General features: G+C 57.5%; 5 protein-coding genes and 1 tRNA gene. 2 read left to right on the top strand and 4 right to left on the bottom strand.

What is annotated here, in order from left to right; translation table 11 throughout:
• Window positions 1–355: 355 nt before the first annotated feature.
• Complete coding sequence (locus J3R75_RS16515; RefSeq protein WP_307263872.1) at window positions 356–490, bottom strand: hypothetical protein; 135 nt, start codon at window positions 488–490, stop codon at window positions 356–358.
• 242 nt (window positions 491–732) lie between these two features.
• Window positions 733–2445, bottom strand: a complete 1713-nt coding sequence (locus tag J3R75_RS16510; RefSeq protein WP_307260786.1) for a recombinase family protein — start codon at window positions 2443–2445, stop codon at window positions 733–735.
• A 122-nt stretch (window positions 2446–2567) separates the two neighbouring features.
• Between J3R75_RS16510 and J3R75_RS16505 the strand changes: the two genes are divergently transcribed.
• Window positions 2568–3104 carry a DUF1559 family PulG-like putative transporter gene (locus J3R75_RS16505; protein ID WP_307263871.1) on the top strand — a complete coding sequence of 179 codons (537 nt, stop codon included), beginning with the start codon at window positions 2568–2570 and terminating at the stop codon, window positions 3102–3104.
• Between the two features lie 132 nt (window positions 3105–3236).
• Here the strand turns inward: J3R75_RS16505 and J3R75_RS16500 are convergent.
• A tRNA-Met gene (locus tag J3R75_RS16500) sits at window positions 3237–3312 on the bottom strand.
• Window positions 3313–3481: 169 nt separating this feature from the next.
• Window positions 3482–4747 (bottom strand): zinc-binding dehydrogenase, encoded by a 1266-nt coding sequence (locus J3R75_RS16495; protein ID WP_307263869.1) that lies wholly within the window; start codon window positions 4745–4747, stop codon window positions 3482–3484.
• A gap of 1442 nt (window positions 4748–6189) precedes the next feature.
• On the opposite strand from J3R75_RS16495, the gene J3R75_RS16490 reads away from it, so the two are divergent.
• Complete coding sequence (locus tag J3R75_RS16490) at window positions 6190–22536, top strand: Ig-like domain-containing protein (RefSeq protein WP_307263867.1); 16347 nt, start codon at window positions 6190–6192, stop codon at window positions 22534–22536.
• Window positions 22537–23276 lie beyond the last annotated feature (740 nt).

The following is a 23276-nucleotide window of genomic DNA, read 5'->3' as shown; positions in this document are numbered from 1 at the left end:
TCGTGCCGGTTCCGACGACAGTGATGGCAATCTATTTGATAACAGCCGGTATCAAGGGACGCTCCTATGAAACCGATGCTCTTCATTTAACGGTATCCATGGCACTTGTTCAACCAAGCAGCCTTTTCTCGTCGTGCATTTCCGCCGCGAAGCGGCAGAAGCGCTGAAAGCGCGAAACATACCAGCCCAGGGCAAGCGGCGCCGAAGGCGCGCGCCGCCCTGGGCAGCGCGCCCTCTACGCTCGTGTTCCTCGGCCCCTTTGGCCCCAGTCGGCGAAGCTGACTGGGGCCAAAGGGGCAATGGAACTCACTAGCTTGCCTGGGGTTGACGTCGGCGGCATGTCGGGCATCCAATATCAATGACTCCTATGAAACACGCTGCCGCAAAGGTCGGCGGAAATCAAGGTCGAATGGTTGGGCGGCGACTGACCGTGGGTTTCCTGCAAATTGTCCCAGCGAAGCGCCGGGGTGTACACTGACCGCTTACGCATACTTGCGCGCCTTCTCACATATCACTTTGTTTTTGAACAAATTTTGTCTATACTATCCGTTAGCTAGGTTACCGGCATGCAAACAAAATGCATCATATCGCAGGAGGGGCACCCCATGAAACAACGCTGCTTCACCTTGATCGAACTCCTTGTAGGTTCCTGCCGCAAGTTTTAGTGTTTAAGCGTTCGTTGCATGCCTAAGAGCCGCGTTGCGGCTCTTTTTTTTGCTTTTTTTCTTCGTCCTACCGCTGGGCGTAAATTTTCATTACTTCCAGGTCTACCACCAAATTTTTATTAGCATGTTTTCCATAGACGTAGGTGACATTGATTTTGGTTTTTCGGATGTCACGTTTGAAGCCATCGACAGGGATGATTTTGTAGGTGAATCTCGGAAAATTACGGAATTTCCCCTTCATGAAGCGTTCGAGGGTGAAATCGCCATAGACGGTTTTCAGCTCAAGGTGATCATTAAAACAGTCAATGCGCGTTACGGCTCCGCGGAGGAGTTCCTCAAAGACGTGGTCTTCCAGTCTATCAGCCATGAGGTCATCAATTTTCAAGAGGAACTGCCGTGCTCTTTCCTCGACCTTGTTCTGGCTGGCGCAGGCATTTTCTATCTGCGCGATTTCCTTTTTGGTCTTGAGTATTTTGCCGTTCAGCAGCGCCTCAACCTTCTGAAAACTTGCCAGAGACAGCTCGCCGGCGCCATAGGCAGAGGCGGCGGCGTCCAGGCGCGACACACACGCGACGAGGTCGGTTTTGAGCTTTTCCAGCTCATGTCCTTTCATTCTCATGACGTCATGCTGTTCAATTTCTTTATAGAGGGCCAGTGCCAGTAGGGGAGCCACGCTGGCCTTCAGACCGACGAACTCATCCGAGTGTCTGATGAGATTGATGGTGACTCGCGCTGAACGGCAATTGGCGTCAGTATTGATGTTGGCGCCTCGGAAGCAGTGATAAAACTCCTTGTTGCCGTCCTGCCCGACGATCATCTTCGCGCCGCAGTAGCCACAATGCAGTAGATGCGAAAAGGGATGCGGCAGGCTTTTTCTCCTCTGCGGCTCCGCACGACGCCGGCTCATAATGCGTTGGACTTTCTCCCAGGTTTCGTACGTTATTATTTCTTTCCCCTGCATTTGCTTGGCCTTGATCAGGGCGCCCTGCGTATCGTACATGTAGCCACAGTAGAAAGGCTGCGAAGCGATATGCCGGAAGGACGAGTCATAGAAGCCCTTCCCCGCACAGCGCCCGGCAAATCGGCTGTTCATCTGGCGAACGATCTGGTTGTAGGGCTTCAGCAAGATGATTTGGTCGAAGACGAAGCGGATGACCTCCACGCACTCGGGAATCACTTCAACCGCCCGATCCTTACCACCAAGGTAGCGGATGCCGTACATTTTGGGCCCAGTGGCATAGTAGCCGTCGTCCTTCAATTTGCTCATCGCGGCTTTTGACTTTTCGCTGGTCAACTTGATCTGATTGTCGTTGACATGGGACTTGATAGTGGTCACCAGGCTGTCTGAAAAGTCCGACGGATTACTCTCACCCTCCTTGAGGGTCAGAAGCTTGACGCTGTTCGCAATAAGCTGATTGTCAACGTAATTCTGCAGATAGCTGCGCTGGATGGGACGGTAAAGTCGCGTCGTATCGTAGACAATGACATAATCAATTCTTGACAGCTGCTCCAGAACTTGACGCAAGCCGGGGCGATACTTTTTTTCGGCCGTGTTTTTCCGGTACCAATCCTGAAAGACGCTGTCCTGATCGGCAATACTCTCTGCACCAGATGGATAGAGGCGGCCCGATGCATTTGCGTCGTTATACGTGGCGATGACCTCAATTTTGCGTTTCCTTGCCAACTCCATGCATTTCTCAATCTGCATGGCAATCGATTCGCTTTCTTCTTCCTTGCCACTGGACTGACGGGCATAGATCACTGCGTTGACTTTTGACATGGTCGGCACTCCTGAAAAAAGGGAATTACTCAGACGAATAAAGCTCCCTGTATATAATATATATTCGCTAAAATTCAAGGTAGGAACCAGTCGTCATCGCGATCATCGCCATCCTGGCGGCAATGCTGCTGCCGGCCTTGAGCAAAGCCCGCGAGAAAGCGCGCGCAATCAGCTGCACCAGCAATCTCAAGCAGATCGGCATAGCGACCACCATGTACTTGGATGACAATGCCAGTACACTGCCCGTTATGTACTGGGACCCAGCAATACCTGCATGGCAACCAACCAACACCTACCGCGCACAGATGGACCTCTATGTCGGCGATGCCAAAACTTGGCTCTGCCCAAGCAAGCCACTGACCTCAGCAATTACCGCCGCCAGTGCGAACTATATTTACAATGTCACCGGGCGGGCGCAGACCACGCGTTTTCCACCGACGGAATTCATCGTCTTTCTCGATAGCATCTACACAACCGTCAGCGGCCTTGACGGCGTTACGCAAATCTGGCCGAACACCACCAGCAACGGGAACTTGCGGATTGCTTTCCGCCACAACGAGCTGGCCAATGCCCTGTACTTGGATGGCCATGTCGATGCCCGCCAGCGGGGGTCGGTCCTGCCCAGTAATCTGGCGATTCACTCCACTTTTGTGCCCTGATACGCAGCTACAGGCGCCTGCCCCGGGAACACCCGCGACGGTTTTACGCAAACACTCGATCCGTAGGCATGCCTGGTTAAGGGAAAAGAACAAGAGCCCCGTAACTCAGTTGAGTTACGGGGCTCTGTTTAATGGTACCGGGCATCGGACTCGAACCAATGACACGTGGATTATGATTCCACTGCTCTACCAACTGAGCTAGCCCGGCAAAAATAACAACTTTATCAACTACCGGCGCCTAGGCGTCGGACACCTCATTACAATAGCGAACGGCGGTCGAAAAGCAAGCCCGGGCCTGGCAATTTTGTGGTTCTTTCGATATTTTTTTCAGACCAGCTGAAGGCCATGACCCGGGGGGCAAAAAGGTGGCCGAATGCTCAAACACTGAGTTTGGGCATTTTCTCCATGACGATCTTTTCTGCCTCGAGATTCCACATGTCCTTGTTGCGCGCACAGGCAGCGGCCAATTCGGCGAACACGGGATTGTTCTTGCCCAGTTCGGCGAAGTCAGCGATGGCGGTGAGCGGGAAATCCACGTGGTTGTAGATCAGCTTCTTGCCGCCGGGGATGTTGGGCAGGTTCAAGGTGGTGTCCTTCGCTGCGGTAAGTCCGCCGACGTGGGTGATCATCATCGCCGGGTTGATCTTGCCCTTGCCCATCAGGTCCAGCGCCTCGCGAATATCGTCCGTCGTCCCACCGCTGGTGCCGACAATATGCGTGCCCGCATAGTGGACATTGTAGAAATTCATTTTGGCAGAAAAAGTCGGATCGGTCGGGCCAGCAAAGAAGTCCAGGCAGCCGCCAAAACCGAGGATGGCGTCGCCCTGCTCCACCAATGGCGCCACTGGGGCGAGGACAAAGACGTCGTCGTAGCCAGTACCGCCGCTTATGGCCATCAGTTTCTCGACCGCATCCGGGCATTTGGTATTGAGATACACCAGCTCAACGCCGTTGGCCTTGGCATCCGCAGGGGTAAGGATGGACGCAGCGCGATTGAGCCGGGCATCATCAATATCCGTGACTACGATGAGCTTCGGGCGGCGCGGGCCATGGATCAGGTAATCGATCAGGCCGAGCCCCATGGGACCAGCACTGGCCAGACAGGCACACTTGCCGCCTTCGACAATGCCCATGACGTGCTTGTAGGTCCCGGCGGGTATGTGGTAATGCGCGTGGCAGGCCCCGATCAGGCAGCTCATGGGTTCGCTCAAGGACGCCATGAAGAACGCTTCGCCAGTGTATTTGAGCAGGCAGTTCATCTCCATCACGCAAGAGGGAATGCGCACGTAGGTCGCATCGCCGCCAATGGTGGTGAAGGAATAGCCCGGAGCATCTAGGGAGCCTTTGTACATCAGCGCCGGCTGAATGCCAAAACGATCGCCAGGCTTGAACTGGTCAGCCCATTTCGCGCCGACTTCCAGTATCCGGCCAGAAAACTCATGGCCGAGAATAGTCGGATTCGTCGCACAGTCGTTGGGCACGCGCTTGTGATCCGCCCCCTGCTTGGCGGCCTTGTAGCTGGACATGCAGATCGAATCGCTCACGACTTCTGCGATAATACCGTCGTCGCCACAGGGCGGCAACTCAAAAGTCTCAAGCCGGAGATCACACTTACCGTAAATACGCAACGCAGTCGTTTTCATCGCTTTGTCCTCTGGTATGGTGGTTTGCCTTCACCCGCCGGCTGGCAGCAGGTAAACACAGGTCGAAGCAGTACTACCTGACTGGATCCTCGCTAGACGCAAGCCACGTAATGTAACCCCCTTCGTCTCCAGATCAAAATGAGTTCAATATGTCACAGTTGTTAACAAGTAATCAGTCAGTCATTGTTACCAGGCTTTCTTGCGGCCTGTAGTTTTCAGCGCCAAAGGCGCGGCCTAAGAAAGCCCAGGGCAAGCGCCTGCAGGGCGCGTCGCCCTGGGTAAGAGTCCCACCTGAAAGGAGCCCTGAATGGGCGACCTAAAATAACACTGCAAAAGACGCAAGGTACAAGAAAGAGAAGCTGTTACATCGTTCCATTGCCTCTTCGGCCCCAGTCAGCTTTGCCGACTGCGGCCAAAGAGGCCGAGGAACTCGAACCATAATCACACTCTACCCAGGGCGTCGCTCCGCCTTCGGCGCCGCTTGCCCTAGGCTGGTATGTTTCGCGCTTTCAGCGCTTCTGCCGCTTCGCGGCCTGGGATGCCGGGCGCGCGAGTGGACGCTTGCTAGCCTCATGCGACGGCGCGGGCTAAAAGCCCGCACCACGGCCGGAAGACGGCGCGCGCTCCAGGAGTCCCTGGCTTCAGCCAATCAGGCCCACCGTTCCCTGGCGTCGGTAAATCAGTCCCCTGAGTCCAATGCGTCATTCCCCACGGTCCAAAAGTACCCACGGGCCAATCCATGGGACCATGCCTGATGAGTCGTGAGTCCTCGCCTCAGCACAGCGCCAACCGGTCCCCACGGTCCCAAGCGTCCCCAGGGACCGGTTGGCATTTTTGCTGCAGTCCTAACGACATGTGGGCGCGGAAAACAAATGTGACTCTGCGGGAACGGCTGGCTGCAATGCGTGAGGCATTACCAGAAACATGACTGCCAATGTAGCAAGCATCATTGCGATGTGACCTGCACGCCGACGACTGCGAAAATCAGCCCAGCATGACCAATGAATTTGCAAAATAAAGAAGTGAAATTGCTTTTATTGCTATTTATAACAAGCAATTGGATTGTTCTATATGAGGCTTCGCATGCCTAGCACTAAAACAAAGCGCACTGTTATATTCTAAAAATGATTGATTTTAGAAATGTTTAAGAATGTGCAAAATAAAATCTGTTTTTCAGTGACATTAAGGAACTTGTATATTCTTTTTTTTGCTTCTACATTAGCCGTGTAGACGATATTGCCCATGATAATGCATTCTGTCTTTTTCATTATGTTGTTGTCGACGAGTCACTAAGCAACAAGTGAAAGAATATTGTCAGCGTTGTTACAGTCCCGACCATTTTCCCCCCGCCGGACTGATTTATCTCTCTATGCACGACGACCACTTTTCAAATATCATTCATTTATTCGACCCATGGGCGCATCACGAAGGGAGTCAAAACCATGAAAAAGACCTTACAACGTAACCGTGGACCGGCCTCGACCTTACTTACGACACTCATGGCCTTGGTTCTTGTCTTCAGCGCGTTTGCCCACGCTCAGGACGCTCCCGATCCGGAAGATGATTACGATTATGAGCCCTACACCTACGGTTCCACCAGTGGCGTAATCATCACGGCCTATTGGGGCCAGGAGCAGACCGTAACCACCCCGACGACACTGGGTGGGCTGCCCGTCATTGCCATTGGACCAGGAGTTACCAGGCCAATTATTAATTTAGGCATGGGCCCCCAGGGGCCCAGCGACTGGAATCCCAAAGGCTTCAGTAACACCGGCGTCTCTACCCTCACTGTATCAGAGGGCGTACTCTTTATCGGCGAGGCGAGCCTAGCCAGCTATAGCTTGACCAATGTGTCTCTTCCGGCCTCCCTGCAAGACTGTGACGGTAATCCCTTCTTCGGCCGGGATGAACCCAACACCGAGTTGGTTATCACCGTAGCGGCGGGTAACGCCAACTTCGCCGTTGACCCGACCAGCGGCGCCCTAATCAAAAACGGCACCCACTTGATTTTCTGGCCCACGCAGGCCGCCAAAGCAGCGGCTGTAGACGGCGTTCTCACCATACCCAATGGTGTAACCCACATCGGCACCCGGGTCTTGGCTTGGAATCAGTACTATGATGCTAACACGCAGCAATACCTGTTCTACTTTGACAGTATCGCCCTCCCTGAGGGGGTCACTCACATCGCGGATTGCGCCTTTTACGAATGCCAACTTCAGTCCCTCACCTTGCCGGCATCGTTGACCACCCTGGGCCTTTGGGTAGCCGGCACCGCGCTGCACTTGCCGGCCAATCTTTCCAGTCTTGCCGGCCATCCCTGCCCGGATAACGTCATCACCGTTGACGCCGGCAACACGAATTTCCACGTTGACGAGTCTGGCTATCTCCTGAACACCGCCGGTGATGTCCTCTATGCCTTCGCGCACCTGCCGACAAGAGCGACCTCGGAATCACAAATGCCTGACACAGTCAAGCGAATAGCCCCCTTGGCCATGTATCAAGAAGACGTTCGGGCTATAATTTTGCCGACAGGCCTGGTGACCATTGATACCGGTGCCTTTGCCGGTAGCTATGGCTGGTTTAGCACACAGCAAATGCGTTCGCCAGTACTCCCTGACAGCGTCACCACTATCGGCGATTACGCGTTTTTCAACACGGATTTCGAAGACGCCCTGCCTGCCAACCTTACCACCTTGGGCAAATACGCCTTTGCCTATAGCTACAACCTTGCGAATGTAGTCACCCCACCGGGGCTCAAGGTCATTCCCGAAGGCTGTTTTGCACGACACCCCGAAAGCCTCACAATGAGTGTTACCTTGAGCGAGGGACTGGAAACTATTGGCAAAAATGCTTTCCAGTCATCTGGCGTAGCGACAGTCTTGTTACCAGCTTCCTTGCAAAGCATTCACCCTACGGCATTCTCGGGATTCCCCCATTGGAACTACATCTCACTGCTCACCGCCTATGAGGTCGCCGCAGGCAACGCCTATCTGAAAGCCGTCGATGGCGTTCTGTTCAGCGCCGATGGCAAGACCCTCGTTGCCTGGCCCGCCAGTAAAACACCCAACTATCGCATTCCCGATGGCACCGAGCAGATCGGGCCCTACGCGTTTGCCAATTCGTACCTGGCCGGCTTTGACGACGAACGGCTCACGCCCAGCCTGCTAATTGTGCCCGCATCGGTGACTTCCCTCTATGTCACCTCACTCCAATGCGAAGGGTGGCTTTTCAAGGAAGCCAACGCCTATTTCCTCGGCGCCGCACCGGACCTCATCGAAACAGACGAACAGGGCGGCCCCATGGTGATCAATTACAGTTCGACCTTCCAGCAGTCGTGGGAAGACAAATTGGACTACGATGACGACCCACCCACCTACGGCGGCTATGCCGTAAATATGATCAATGGCGCTGTCGTCCTTCCGACTCTAGGCCGCCAGGACGGCGTCAGCGGCGATGACGAACCCTTCTTCCGCAACCAACTCATCCTCGTTGCAGGCATGGAGAGCGACGACACCAGCGGTGTCACCCTCCGCTATACCCTGGATGGCAGCGAGCCGACACCGGTCAGCCCCGCCGTCGAAAATGGCATCATCACCCTCACCGGCGGCAACGCCACGGTATCGCTGACGCCCTACCGCGCCCTCACCCGCGAAGAAACCCCCTGCGGCCCGACTATCGTCAGACAATATCTCGACACTGCCGCCATCAATGCCGCTCTGAACAACGACGATTTGGTCTTCACAACCAACGCTGCCCTACCCTGGTCGCCCCTCAGTACCAGCGATTACGCCGCTGCAACCAACGATGTCATGCAATCCTTTGTTGACGACGGCCGCATCGAAGGGTCATGGCTGCGAACAACCGTCACCGGCCCTGGACTGCTTAGCTTCTGGTGGCGGGGCAACGATCGCTGGAGCGACCTTGATTTCACATTTGCCATTGACGAGGTCAGTAAGCTCACCTATAGCGGCACGAGCAGCTGGATAAAAGCGTACTTTCTTATCGGCGAGGGCCAGCACAACCTTTCCTGGACAGTCGACTACATCACTAGCTATGCCGACACTCAAAGCTTTTATTTGGACCGCGTCACCTGGACTCCTGCCGGCGAAACCAGTTTCCAATACGAGATTCTTGGCGAAGTGCCTTCCCAAACCCTCAGACTAGTCAATTATATAGGCAGCGATACACATGTTGTCATCCCTAGCCAAGGCGATGGCGGCCTGAGCGTTATTTCCCTTGACATTACCGCCTTCGCGTGGAATCCCTTCGTCCAAAGCATCACTTTCCCGTCGCACTACTTCACCACATATAACTTCTACAGCGAAAACGGCTTGGATACCTGTTTGAACCTGACAAGTTTATTCTACACCGGCACGCCACCCAACCAAGTCCCCCAAGTTCCCTTCTGGACCACCGTCTACTATCCCTACAACCACGATGACACCTATGGTACCGGCTATGGCAGCTGGACCTTCTACCAAAACAACTATGCCAGCTATTACAACAGCGGCACGCCATTCCTTCCCATCGCCTATCCTGCCGTGGGCGCACCGGTCATCACCCGCCAAGACGTGACCCGCGAAGCATCACCAGACAGTTTCACTGGGACCGTCGAAGTCAGTTTCACCAGTGATACCGACACCATCGTTCTCTACACCACCGACGAGACCTACCCCACGGCCGCAAGCCTCTCCGAAAATCCCCTGACCATCACCACGACAACGACTTTCACCGCCCGCGCCTTCCGCGACATTGACGGCGTGTACGTCCCCTGCAGCCCCATCGCCCGCCGCACGCTTGTCAATACCGATGAGTTCAATGCCGCCGTTGGCCTGGGCATGGAGGGCTTCAGCTTCCTTACCGAAGGTGACCAGCCATGGATGAATAAAAACATATACGACAGCACAGACAAATACTCGCCGGCCGTCGGCACCGACCGCCTGCACCCTGGACAAACATCATCCCTGTTCCTCGACTTTACCATGGAGGAAGAAGGCGTAGTCAGTTTCAAGCAATATTACTCCTATTACAACCAGACCGACAGCCGCGCCACGCTGCACATCTTTGATGCAAACGATGACGAATACCCATACCAAAAAACCTCGACTTACTTGAAGAACAACTGGTGGCGGCATACTATCACACTGCCCGCCGGGACCTATACCGCCGTATGGACACTGACACCCCCTGAATCCGACTTCAGCGGCCCGTATATCGCCATAGATGACTTCCGCGCCGGCAGTAACCGTTGTACCCTTACGTTGCTCAGCGATCCCACAGTCGGCGGCGTGATGTACGCCGACAATGTCGTAGGCAGCATCTTTAACGTCATCGTCGGCCAAGACGTCGTGATCAGAGCCCAGGAGAACAGCAACTACCTCTTCTCCAGATGGAGCGACAACGGCACCAACTACACCAGTACCTCCCGCACCGTCACCATCCAAGACCCCACCGATCTGCCCGAAGACCCAAATACCTACACCGCGCAGTTCGTCGAAGCAGCCTATATCACCACCATCGTCGATCCCTACGGCGCCGGCACAATCTATTACGGCAACCGGAAATATGCCCTTGGCCAAGACGTGACTCTTTCCGCCTACAGCAACTACGGCTGGCGCTTTAACCGCTGGCTTGACGATGACGACGACCCCGAAACCGCACCCATTCCCGACAGCCGCAGCTTCACCTGTTCCGCCGCCGACCGCGACAGAACCTACACGGCGCAATTTTCACGCATCATCAGAGTCAATACTACGGCGCGTTACCTCGTCGCCAGCAGTACCAGCAGTCTCTACGGCGGCGGCACAATCACCGGTGGTGGCGTCTATGACGTCGCTGATCCCGATACCGCCATTGACATTCCCCTGACGGCTACACCCGAAAGTGATGACTTTGTCTTCCTCGGTTGGGATGACAATCGCAACAACGTTATCGATGAAGACGAAGACCGCAATCCCGCACGGAATCTACAGCTGACTTGGGCAAATCTTGCCAACGACAGCTACTATTTCTACACCAACGCCCTCTTCGCCAGATGGTCAACGGTCACGGTGGATTTCTACGAAGAAGGCGACGAAACCCTCGGCAACATCGTGGTCACTGACAGCGATGGCAACGAAATACCCCTCGCCGATCTCCAAGCCGGCAAGCGCTTCCCCGTCGGCACGGCTCTTACCCTTACGGCCACAGCCAATGCCAATGCACGACTGCACAGCTGGAGTCAATATTACTGGGTATATAATAATACCGACGCAACCATTAACATTACTGTCAGTGATAACACTGACTACAATCGTTACTACGCCAATTTCATCCGCGTCAGCAGCTATCAGGCCTCACTGGCGCCAGACAGCCCCGAAGGCACCACTATCGTCTTAACTAACCGGTACACCGGCGCGGAACTGCCCATCACCGGCAACTTTGATGTCGGTCAAACCATCGTCGTCACCGTCACCCCACCCCAGCACTACCGGGCCGTCTGGCACGACGACGTCAGCCAAAACACCCGCTACTTCACCATCAGCGAAAATCCCGAGGAAAATAACTTTTCCGTGCGCTTCGTGCCCACCTACACGGTCATTCTCAACAAAGAACCGGCTGATTGCCAGGGCTGTTATCTCTACGGCGCCGGCACCTACGACCTCGGCACCGAAGCGTCCTTGTCCCTATACACCTACTCAGGCTATTACTGGCGCTTCGTCCAATGGACGGACGGCAACACCCAATACAACCGCACCTTCAATCCGGAAACCAGCGGCACTTACACCTTCACCGCCGAATTCGAACGCTATATCCGCATTAGGGCCTTCCGCAGTGGTAACTATTACTGGGCCAACAGCTTCACCGGCACTGGCGATTACGCCGTCACTGACACTCCCAGGCAAGTCACCATCACCGCTGTCCCAGCGCAAGGCTACCGCTTCGACCGCTGGACCGACGATGGCGCCACCGCCCTCGCCGATCCAACCAACCCCGTTCGCGTCGTCAGCATCAGCACCGCCGATACGTTAATCGACCTGTACGGGAGTTTCGTACTAACCCACCAAGTATCGGTGGGTATCTACCCCGGGTCAGAAAACTTCGGCGCCATCACCCAGGGCGCCCTCAACAACGCCACCATTGACTCCGGCACCCAAATCACCTTCACGGCCACGCCACACGCCGGCGCCCAATTCATCAAATGGTGGCGTAATGGCTACGCCTATACCGCCAACACCGACGCGACCCAAACCATCACCGTCGACCGCGACCTGAATTTCCAGGCCGAATTCTCCAGCGAAGCCGACATCACCATCGGCATTGCCGAAGGCCAAGGCGACTGGGGCTGCCAGGCCGGCGTGGTCAAGAACGACAACAGCCTCGCAACCACTGGCACCTATGCCGTTGGCTACCGCTACACCATTGAGGCCCGGCCTGCCGCCAACCACCGTTTCGTCAGCTGGTCTGACGGCTACGCCGGAGCTAGCCGCTCCATCGCCCTGACCGACGCAGGCATCGCCCTCACCGCCACCTTCGCCCAGACCGCTACCGTCACCATGGATTTTAGTACCAATCCGGCGATACTGCCCGATGGCATCCCCTTCCCTTACCTGTACTACCACCTCAACAATGGCTACCAAGTCTGGTTTCAGCCAGACAACCCACAGGCAAACACTCGCACCCTGGATGTCGGCACCTACAATGTCGGCTACAGCGTGTACGGCGACTGGATTGCCCCCGCGGGCGAAGCTATTACCCTCAATGTCGGCGACGCAATTACCTTGTCCAAAACCTTCAATCTGATCACCAAGGGCAATCTCACCGGCTACCTCAGTCCCTCGGAAATTGCTGGCGCCTGGCGCGTCAAAGGCACGCTCGACTGGCAAAGCAGCGCCACTACCCAAAACCTCGAAGCCGGCGACTACACCATTGAATTCCAAGCCGTTGCCGGCTGGCTCACCCCCGCCGATCGCCAGGTCACCGTCATCGCCAACCGTAGCGTCAACTTCACTGGCATCTACTCGGCTGTCGTTCCCGGTGTGCAATTAAGTTTCTCACCCATTGAGGTATCTGAAGCCGCCGGCCCCAACGCCACCATTGCCACCCTGCGCCGTATCGCCCTCGACGGCAATCCCATCGACCTCACCAAACCCCTCACCGTCTACCTCAGTGTTAGCGAAGCGCAGGCCCTCCTGCTCCCAGCCAACTCCATCCTTATTCCCGCCGGCCGCGAATTCACCCAGTTCCCCGTCGGCGTCATAGACAATGCCGTCCTGGAAGATTACCTCGTTGACGAGAATCAAAATCAGCTCTCCCGTGGCCGCTTGGTCACCCTCTCCGGCACCGTTGCCATGAGCGCATCCTGCAACTGCAACGGCAAACCCACCGATGGCCTCGGTGAACGCCCCATTGCGGCCGATCTGATCCTTTGGGACAACGACGGCCAAGCACTTGCCGTCGTCATTTCACCCTCGACTCTCCCAGAACGGGATGAACTCCACCTTCAGGCCCTCACCATCAGCCGCAACGACGAGGTGCCAACGGGTGACCTTCCCATCACTATCACGGCCTATGTCAGCGGCTCCGCTACGGCCGACGACGGCGGCGAAATCCAGTTCTGGCTGGACGGCGCGCGCCTGCCCTTCGTCACCGAAAATGACCCCACGGCGTCTCTGGTCACCATTCCTGACGGCCAGCACAGCGTCAAAATCGACGTCCTCGCCTGCAACGACGGCAAGGTTGATGGCAATCAAGTCATCTCCATCTTCGCCGATGCAAACGGCTACTCCCCAGGTACCGGCTGGGCCATGGTCAGCGACCTGAGTTTCCCTGACTACTCCATCAAAAACCTGAGTACCCCCGCGCAGGCGCTTGAATCCGACAGCGTCCACCAGCTGCCCTTCACCCTCTTCAATGGCGGCAATATGGACGCGCCCATCGGCATGCAAATACCCATCGCCGTCCACGCGTCGCGTACAAGCAGCATCAGCAACAATACCCTGCTCATGTCCTCCCATATCGTCGTCAGCAACGACCATCCGCTCCCCAAGGGTGGCAGCATCGACACCATCTTCAACGTCCCCCTGGACGACCTCGCCCCCGCCAACGACTGGCGTTTCTGCGTCGTCGTCAATCCCAATGGCTCGCTGCGCGAAGTAAGCACCTTTGACAACCAGACCTGGAGCGGCCAATTCAGCATCGACGCGTCCTACAACCCGGTCCTTGACCCCATCGCCGAGGGCACCTGGATTCTTCCCAGCGAGACCCTCGAACTGACCGGCACGGTCACCAAGTCCGCCACTAATGCTACGCCCGTTGCCGACGTCGACCTTGATGTCTACGTGGTCATCGGCGACTACCGCCGCGTCATCACTGCCACCAGTGACGCCAATGGCAATTTCAGCGTCACCTACACGCCCGCCCAGGCCGAACGCGGCCATGTCATCGCCGGCGCCTGCTACCCCGGCACCGACACCAAGGCCAAACAGCAGGAATTCGACGTCCTCAGCTTCGGCTACCGTGCCGGCGGCAACTCCTATATCTTCTGGAATGTCACCACCGACACGCCCAGCAACTTCAGCATGACCATCAGCAACCCCAATACCACCCCGCTCACCGGCATCCAGGCCAGCGTAGCTTTGCCCGATCCCGAGCTCATGCTACCCGTGCCAGCCCTCGACAGCATCCTGACCAGCTTCCCAGACCTGCCTGACACCCTCGCCGGCGGCGAAAGCATCGTCATCAACTACAGCGTCACCGCAACCGCAGCAACGCCCGGCCGCGATTATCAACGACCGCTCCTGCGCTTCACCAGCGCCGAGGGCGCAGAGCTGAACATCCCCATCTACTTCTTCGCCATTCCGCAATTTGCCAAACTCAGTGTCAATCCCGTCAGCATTGACACCACCATGCAGATTGGCGTCAGTCGCCTGGTTGACGTCACTATCAGCAACACTGGCGCTATCGAAACCGGCCCCATCACCATTACCGCGCCCACGCTGTCATGGCTGACCATCGCCTCTGGCACCACCATGGCCAGCATCCCCGCCGGCGGCTCTGCCACCATGTCCCTCCAGCTGCGCGGCGATGACAATACCGCCCTCGGCATGCCGCTGAGCGGCGCCATCGCCATCAACGCCGCCAATGCCCAGGACGGCGTCCGCCTGCCCTTCCGTGCCATGGCCGTCTCCGAAGACAAGGGCTCCATCCGCGTCTCAGCCGTCGACGAATACACCTACTTCGAGGAAGGCAACGAACCCCGCCTTAAAAATGCCACCGTCACCGTCAAAAATCCCTATACCGGCGCTATCCTCGGCTCCGGCAATACCGGCGAAGACGCGTTCTGCATCATCGAAAACATCCCCGTCGGCAAAGCCCTGATCGTCATCAGCGCCGATCAGCATGAAAGCGCCACGGACATCATTGACATCGCCCCGGGACAACAGGCCACCGTCGAGCTCTTCCTCAGCTTCCAGGCCATCTCCTACAAATGGGACGTCGTCCCCACCGAAATCGAAGACGAATACGAGGTCGTGCTCACCGTCGTCTATGAAACCAATGTGCCCATGCCAGTCGTACGCACGGACATGCCCACCAACTTCACCGACATGCTCCCCGGCACCACTCGCATGGTCAACGCCGTGCTCACTAACGAAGGCCTCATCGCCGCCCATAACGTCCGCCTCGACTTCTATAACGCCGGCAGCTTCACCTTCGAATGCACCCAGCCAGACGATGGCCAGACGCTGCTGCCACAGCAGGCGACCGTTCTGCCCGTCATCGTCCGCCGCGCCGCATCCGCAACTCGCGCCGAAGACCCCTGCACCACCAGCTCTGTCACCGTGTACTACTACGAGTGTGGCAAGGACTTCAAATGGCACCGCTATGAAAAACAAATGCAGCTGCGCATTTGCCCGCCCGCAAACTGGGGCGGCGGTGGCATTGGCGGTGGCGGCTTCTCACCGGGCGTGCCTTACGTTGGCACCGCCTGGGTTACCCAACCCAGCATTCCCTCGCTGCCCTCTCTGCCTGAAAGCTGCATACCCTGCCAAAACGGCCTACTCAGCTCCGCCCTGAAATGCGGCCTGGGCTTCCTGCCCATCGGCTGCGTTCTTGGCGTCGTCGACGCCATCATCAGTCTGGTCAGCAACTACGATAAGGGCGTCGAGGGATGGGTCAACATTGGCACCGATGCAACGCTGGCCGGCCTCGGCTGCGTCGCTGAAGGCACCTATGGCAAATTTGCCAATATTCTCGGCTGTATCCGCGGCTTTATGAGTGCCTGCGACGGCCTCGACGGTAAGCCGCCAACACCCTGGCCCGTCCCCGGCATGGGCGTTGGCTTCAGCGAATCCGGCACCCGTGGCACGCGCGCCACCGGCGCTCCCAGCTGGGTGGAAGAAGCCCAGGACATCGCCTTCATCGGCTACCGCCAGGCCGGACACCACGCCGCCGCCCTCATCGAATACTACGGCGACGACATCTGGCTGGAAGCTGAAAACGCCCAACTCAGCGCCTTCAACAAAGTCTTCAAGCTACTCACCATCGCCGGCCCAGACGGCACAGCGCCGGTCATCGCCGAAAACGCCCCAGAGCTCATTGCGGTGCTGCCTGACAACGTGACCCTTGAAGATCTTGCCGCCTTCGTCGCTCGCTGGAACCGCACCATGGCCTACTGGCAAAGTCTGCCCGGTGGGCCCGGCGCCGACCTGCCCGGCGATACCGACGGCAATGGCGATCCCATCATCAGCCTGGCAAAACTCCTCGGCATCAATAATGAAATTGAGCAGTGCGAAGAAGACGCCAAGGCCGCCGGTTACGAAAACGTGCACGAACTGGTCCGGACCCAATACGCCTACACCGAAGAACAGTCGAAAAACTCACCCTCGGTCTGCGCCAAGGTTACTCTGGAAATCAAGCAGAAGATCAGCATGACCCGCGAGGCTTTTGACGGCACCCTGACCATGACCAACGGTCATGAAACCCTGCCGATCACCGCCCTCGGCCTGACGGTCAAGGTCACCAACACCGCCGGCGAAGACTGCACCGAACTCTTCGAGGTCCTTACCCTCAGCGACAAGTTCAACGGCATCACCGCCATTGACGGCACCGGCACCCTCGCCGCCAAGGCCACTGGCTCCGCCATGGTGCGCTTCATTCCCGAACGCGGCGCGGCGCCAGAAACGCCCGTCGTCTACAATTTCGGCGGCACCCTCACCTACATCAATCCCTTCTCCGGCGCGACGGCGACCATCGAACTCACGCCCAGCACCCTCACCGTCAACCCGAGCCCCAGCCTGCAAATACACTACTTCCTGCAGCGCGACGTGCTTGGCGACGACCCGCTCACCAGGACCGTCATTGAGCCGTCCTACCCCGCCGAACTCTCCGCGCTGGTCTACAACGACGGCTACGGCATCGCCAAGAACTTCCGCATCGACTCTGGTCAGCCCAAGATCATCGACAACGAAAAGGACTCGCTCATTGAATTTGCCCTGTGGGATTACAACACCGAGGCATCCATGCTCAACGGCCAACCCAACAATGCTCCCCTGGGCCAAGTCAACCTTGGGGACATTCAGGCCAAAACCACCGGACTCGCCCAATGGTGGCTCACCAGCTCATTGCTCGGGCACTTCATCGACATGGAAGCCAAGTACTCCCACCTTAACAGCAACGGCAACCCCGAGCTCAGCCTGATCGAATCCGTTGACATCCACGAGCTCATCCGCAGCGGCAAAGCACTCGACCGCGATACCACAATCTTCCTGGTCAATGACTTTGTTGATGCCGCGGATACGCCGGACACCATCTGGTTCCAGGACAACGCCCAAAGCGCCGAAGTCCTCACCAGCAACCACACAATCCTCAGCGGACCAACCTTCAACCTCAACGGGGATACGGCCACAGTGACCTTCGAGATTGAAGCGCTCCTGGCCGGCTGGCATTACCTCGCCATGGACGACCCGGCCAACACCGGCTCCATGCCTGGCGAACGCCGCTACGAAGTCGCCGTGACCAGCCGCAACGACACCCCCACTCGCGCCGTCATTGAACTGCCCTTCCGCAACTGCTGGCAGACTGACCGCACCATCCCCGACGGCGCCGACCCCATCAATGAAAACAAACTGCACGTGATGGACTACCTCAGCGTGGGCACTTACAGCTACACCATCGCGCTGACCAAGCTCCCCGATGCTGCCATCAGAGTCACCCAATTCGCCGCTTTCAGCTCCAACAACGAAGATGTCAGCAACTACATTGTCGCGGGTGATGTTGATGAAGTCACGGTCATGTTCAATACCAAGATCGACCCGGCCACTTTCACCACCGACGACATGACGCTCCGCCGCCAGGGCGTGCTCATCACCCCCGCTGAACTCGCCGCCGAACTGACCATCACTGCCGATACCGAAGATGAGTTCGAGCTCAGCTATATCATCTCCGGCCTGAGCGCCTTCACCAGCCAGGACGGCTTCTTCGTCCTCACCGTCCAATGCGCTGGTATTGCCGATCCCGAAGGCTTCTTCGGCGCCGTCGGCAAGCAGCTCATGTGGGTCCGTCAACACGACTTTGGTGGCAGCAACGGCGCCGCCCCCAGTCTCTTCAGTATGGAACGTATCGTCCCCGAAGCCGGCATGGAAGGCGAATTCGACGTCAAACTCAGCTTCCTGGGCAATGTCGATCCCGAAACCGTCACCGCCGCCGGCCTGCGCCTCAAGAAAAACGGCCAGGTCATCGTTCTCCCCGCCGGCGTCACCATTGAACAGGATCCCGTCAACCTCGGCGAATTCTTCATCAAAGGCCTAGGCATTCTGCCAGCTCTGGTGGACTTCTATTCCCTGCGCTTTGACGCCACCACTATCAAGGACATTCTCGGCACCAGCGGTACCGGCCTACGCTCCATCGCCTGGGGCAATGACGTCACGCCGCCTGCGGCTATCGCCAACCTTACCTTGACACCAGACACCGGCCTGTCCGCCAGCGACCGCGTTACCCAGCTGGCCGTGGACGAGGACCTCACCCTCGCAGGCAACCTGCCGGAGCTCCCTTGCAGCTACCAGCTCTTCGTAGAGCCCGCCGCTGGCGGCGACCGCACCGCCCTCTCCGACGACATCTTCGTCCCTGAAGACGGCAGCACCGCCCTAAGCATCGCCTTCAACCTGGCCGAGGGAAGCTATACTCTCATCCTCCTGGTCAAGGACGAAGCCGGCAACAGCACCGAGCAAGAGCTCTCGCTGGTCATCGACAACACAGCGCCCCTTGCCCTCATCGACAGCAGCATCGAACCCGACACCGGTGACAACACCAGCGACCGCATCACCAAACTAGCCTTGGACGAAACCCTGACCTTCAGCGCCCAAGTCACGGAAACGCCCAGCCGCATCACCGTCAGCTGCGTTGCCAGCGCCAATCGCGCCGCTACTGACCTCGGCGGTTCCAAAACCTTCGCTGCTGATGACCTCACTGGCTTCACCTTCGGCGCCACCGGTATCGGCGAAGGCCGTTATATCATCACCGCCGTCACCACCGACCTGGCCGGCAACAGCACCAGCGAAGAACTGCCCTTCGTCATTGACAACACCGCCCCGACTTTTGTCACCTTCACCATGACACCCGATACCGGCGGTGCCAACAGTGACTTCATCTCCCAAGACAACACGTTTGCATTCCGCATCGAAAGCAGCGAAGTGCCCGTCACCGTCCTGATTGATCTGAACGGCTCCGCCCAAACTCCTGCCAATCTCACCGCGGTGCCTTTTCACACGTTCAACGTTGATCTGGTTGACGGCAACCATGTCATAGCGGTTACCCTCAGCGACCCAGCCGGCAACAGCACGGTCCTCAACCAGACGGTGATCGTTGACAATACCGCCCCGGCCGCCATCAGCGCCTTGGCCATCACGCCCGACACCGGCACCGCCGGCGACTTCATCACTCAACTCGCGGCCGATGCCCAATTGACTCTCAGCGGCACGCTGCCAGAGAAGCTCCTGACTGTCACCGTCGCCGAAGGCGCGACCATCCTGGGTACCAAGACTTGCGTCGGTGACGACCAGGCCTTCGCTTTGGCCTTCAACCTCGCCGAAGGCACCCATGACTTAACCATCACCACCACGGACGCCGCCGGCAACCAAACCATCCTCAACCAAACAGTGGTCATCGACAACACGGCGCCAGCTGCTCCCGCGAATCTGGCCCTCACACCCGACCACGGGCTGTCCGCTACCGATGGCATCACCTCCCTTTCGGATAACGAAGAGCTCGCGCTGGCCTTCCTGCTCCCGGAACGCCCCGTGCATATTGCGTTGGCCTATCGTGTGGAAGGCTCGGAAACGTTGCTTGATCTGTTCGCACACGACCGGCCCGCCGAAGAGCCCCTCCAAACGCTTATACCCGTCGACCTGCGTGACGAGGGCCGCTACACGCTCGTGCTCACCATCAGCGACCCGGCCGGCAACAGTACCACTGTCAGTCTTGACATCGCCGTCGACAACAGTACCCCGGCCCTCATGACCGACTTGGCCATCGCTCCCGACACCGGCCGCTCCGATAGCGATCTCATCACCAGCCAGAATGCACCGCCACTCGGTATGTTCTTCCGCTCCGAACCCCGCGAAGGCGAAGAACCCGTACTCACCATCGTCGGCACTCTGCCCGAGAAGGGCCTCAAAGCCGAGTGGTTCCGCAAGACCGCCGAAGGACTCCTGGACGAACTCGGCACTCACCAGTACGGCCAGGACGACGACACGGCCTTCAGCGCCGCATTGCCATACCTGCCAGACGAAACCTACACCTTCGTCGTCCGCCTCACTGACGCAGCCGGCAACAGCAGCGACAACGAACTAGCCAATGTCGTGGTTGATAACACCGCGCCGGCCGCCACCACCGATCTGGCTATCGCCCCCGACACTGGCACCGCCGGTGACTTCATCACCCAGCTCGCGGCCGATGCCCAAATCACCCTCAGCGGAACTCTACCCGAAACTCTGCTCATCGTCACCGTCAGCGAAGGCCAGACCGTCCTGGCCACCAAGACCTGCGCGGACGATAACCAGGCCTTCGCCTTTACCTTCCCGCTTGCCGAAGGCACGCACGACCTGGTTATCACCACCATCGACGTCGCCGGTAACAGCACGGTCCTCAACCAGGCAGTCGCCATCGACAACACCGCGCCAGAAGCCACCACCGATCTGGCAATCACACCGGACACTGGCGCCACCGGCGACTTCATCACCCAACTCGCCGACGACGCCCATCTCACCCTCAGCGGCACCCTGCCTGAGACGTTCCTGACCGTCACCGTCGCCGAGGGCGACGCCATCCTGGGCACCAAGACCTGCGAGGGCGACGACCAGGCCTTCGCACTGGCCTTCCCGCTCGCCGAAGGCAGCCATACCATCGTCGTCACCACCACGGACGCAGCCGGCAACGCCATCATCCTTGAGCAAACCGTGGTCATCGACAACACGTTGCCCACCGTAGCCAATCTCACCATGACTCCTGACACCGGCACCACCACCGACTTTATCACCCAGCTAGCCGCCGATGCCAACCTTACCCTCTCTGGTGATCTCTCAGAGAAGCTACTGACCATCACCATCGCCGAAGGCACGACTCCTCTCGGCGAAAAAACCTGCGCCGGCGATGTCCAGGTCTTCGCTTTGGCCTTTAACTTGGCCGAAGGCACCCACGCCCTGGTCATCACCACCACAGACCAGGCCGGTAACAGCACCGCCCTCAACCAAACAGTCGTCATTGACAACACCGCCCCCACCGTTACCAATCCGATTGTCACTCCCGACCACGGCAAATTCGCCGACGACGGTATCACCTGGCTGGCTGACAACGAGGAGTTTGCGCTGGGCTTCCTGCTGTCTGAAGCGCCCGTACATATCGATCTGTCATACAGCTTGCCTGGCTCAGATGCTCCGACGAATCTCTATCAAGCCGACCGGCCAGCCGAAGAGCCCCTCCAAACGCTCATCCCCGTTGACCTGCGTGATGCGGGACTTTACACACTCATACTCACCATCAGCGATCCGGCTGGCAACCAGTCCACCACAGTCACCCTGCCCCTGCTAATTGACACCATACCACTTACAGTCGCCATCACCGACAAGCCGACCAAGCCCGGTGATGACGACAGTCTCACCATCACTTTCAGCGATGAAATCGTCGATGGCGAATTCACCATTGAGGACATTGCCCTGAACTTCGCCGGCAAACCCTGCCCGCAACTCGTGATGACCCGCATGAACGCCAACAGCTACATCGTCCACAACCTCCTCGAACTGGTCGACGATGATGGCGACTTCAACCTCACCATCACCCTCGACGGCCTCCACAAGGCCCTCTCCGGCCTCCCTGGCGCCGGCACCCATGCGCAAACCTGGACCTTTGCCTTCGACAACCCCGGCTACGCCTGGCAGCCCGGCTGGAACGCCATCTTCCTGCCATTCGACGCCATCACCCCAAGCACCCAGGTCGGCCTCACCAACATGCCACGCTCCAAGGTCGTCAACGGCGCCACAGTCATCACCAATGGCGAGCCACCAATGTGTACCGCACTCTGGGTCTTCTGCGCTGATCCGGCCGCCGCTCCACAGCTGCGCGGACTCTTCTGCGCCAACCAGGAACCGGCAATCCCACAGCTCACCCCCGGCGAGTGGACCTTCACCGGACCACTACACGAAATATCGGTTCCAGAAACCATCACCGCCTGGGAATGGCAAAACGGCAAATACGTCCGTGCACAGACACTCCTCCCCGGCCGCGCCTACTGGCTCTTCCTCAACCCTGAAGAATAGCCAAGCCCAAGCCCACCCGGGCAGTACTCCATCATAAACCACCAGGGCATCCGCCGAATCCTCGGCGGATGCCCTGCTTTTTGCTGGCAGCTAGCCCAACACCCGCCGGCTACCGTCTAGCCATCACTAAAGGTCATAATAACCCCATGCCTAAAATTCTTGGCTAATTTGCACAAAAATTCAAAAATCAAAAATATCCAAATGCAAAAGATTGCATAAGAGGTGATAAAAAAAGCAGCAGAAAACAACATAAGTCACTTGAAAACAGAATGCTTAAACGATATGCTACGTATCATCGAGTCGAAACAAAAAAACGGGATGTCTTGCTCTTGATTTCACTTTAAGTGAAATCATAAAATTAGCCATGGGTATCCCTGTTTCCTGCGCGAGTGTGAGCTAATCTTAGCGGCTGCCATTGATGGTTCACCTGTCAGGTACGCTCAATCGCGCTTGGTCTTCGGCATGAGCCGCACGGTAGCTAATCATGGAAACCCACAGACGAAAAAAAGGCAGTGAATCTGATTAACCAACCAACTACTGTTCAGCATGGTCTTGTCATTGTTCAGCGGTCTGTGACAACAACCATGTTTATTGCCCGTTGCATTGGCAGCTGACGACGGACAGCGGGTGCCAGTGCATGCGCATCGCGCCCCAAGGCTGTTTTACCGCATGCGCCGGCTCGTTCCATCCCTTGAGTTTCCCACTCCTACTCGTCAGTAGCGATATCAGGCACAAAAACA

It is taken from the genome of Oligosphaera ethanolica, assembly GCF_030814695.1.
GTDB classification, from domain to species: Bacteria; Verrucomicrobiota; Lentisphaeria; order Oligosphaerales; family Oligosphaeraceae; genus Oligosphaera; species Oligosphaera ethanolica.
The sequence above is the reverse complement of the archived record's forward strand: the minus strand, read 5'-3'. Positions and strand labels throughout refer to the sequence as shown.

What these genes read in the sequence shown, in the direction of transcription:
- J3R75_RS16515 (WP_307263872.1), bottom strand. Translation starts at nt 490, where the DNA reads ATGCGTAAGCGGTCAGTGTACACCCCGGCGCTTCGCTGGGACAATTTG.
- J3R75_RS16510 (WP_307260786.1), bottom strand. Translation starts at nt 2,445, where the DNA reads ATGTCAAAAGTCAACGCAGTGATCTATGCCCGTCAGTCCAGTGGCAAG.
- J3R75_RS16505 (WP_307263871.1), top strand. Translation starts at nt 2,568, where the DNA reads ATGCTGCTGCCGGCCTTGAGCAAAGCCCGCGAGAAAGCGCGCGCAATC.
- J3R75_RS16495 (WP_307263869.1), bottom strand. Translation starts at nt 4,747, where the DNA reads ATGAAAACGACTGCGTTGCGTATTTACGGTAAGTGTGATCTCCGGCTT.
- J3R75_RS16490 (WP_307263867.1), top strand. Translation starts at nt 6,190, where the DNA reads ATGAAAAAGACCTTACAACGTAACCGTGGACCGGCCTCGACCTTACTT.